Source organism: Alkalicoccus luteus (assembly GCF_052061695.1).
Classification (GTDB): Bacteria; Bacillota; Bacilli; order Bacillales; family Salisediminibacteriaceae; genus Alkalicoccus; species Alkalicoccus luteus.
In genome coordinates this window covers 1-703 of the sequence record NZ_JBPZEY010000028.1, presented here as the reverse complement: position 1 = coordinate 703, position 703 = coordinate 1, and the positions used below count along the sequence as shown (strand labels likewise).

1 rRNA gene is annotated in these 703 nt (G+C 55.6%); it reads right to left on the bottom strand.

What is annotated here, in order from left to right:
• A 23S ribosomal RNA gene (locus ACSZLD_RS16825) occupies positions 1-698 on the bottom strand; the annotation flags it as partial.
• Positions 699-703: the final 5 nt, after the last annotated feature.

Below are 703 nucleotides of genomic sequence, written 5' to 3'. Positions count from 1 at the left end.
CGCCCTGTTCAGACTCGCTTTCGCTGCGGCTCCGCCATTTCCGGCTTAACCTTGCACGGGATCGTAACTCGCCGGTTCATTCTACAAAAGGCACGCTGTCACCCATAAACGGGCTCCAACTACTTGTAGGCACACGGTTTCAGGATCTATTTCACTCCCCTTCCGGGGTGCTTTTCACCTTTCCCTCACGGTACTGGTTCACTATCGGTCACTAGGGAGTATTTAGCCTTGGGAGATGGTCCTCCCGGATTCCGACGGGGTTTCACGTGTCCCGCCGTACTCAGGATCCACTCCGGAGGAGAATCAGATGTCGAGTACAGGGCTCTTACCTTGTCCCGCGGGCCGTTCCAGGCCGCTTCCTCTATCTGCTCTCTTGGTAACTCCGATGGAGTGTCCTACAACCCCAGAAGGCAAGCCTTCTGGTTTGGGCTGTTTCCGTTTCGCTCGCCGCTACTCAGGAAATCGCATTTGCTTTCTCTTCCTCCGGGTACTAAGATGTTTCAGTTCCCCGGGTCTGCCTTCTCACACCCTATGGATTCAGGTGTGGATCCCTTCCCATTACGGAAGGGGGGTTCCCCCATTCGGAAATCTTCGGATCACAGCTCACTTACAGCTCCCCGAAGCATATCGGTGTTCGTCCCGTCCTTCATCGGCTCCTAGTGCCAAGGCATTCACCGTGCGCCCTTGGTCGCTTAACCATCTG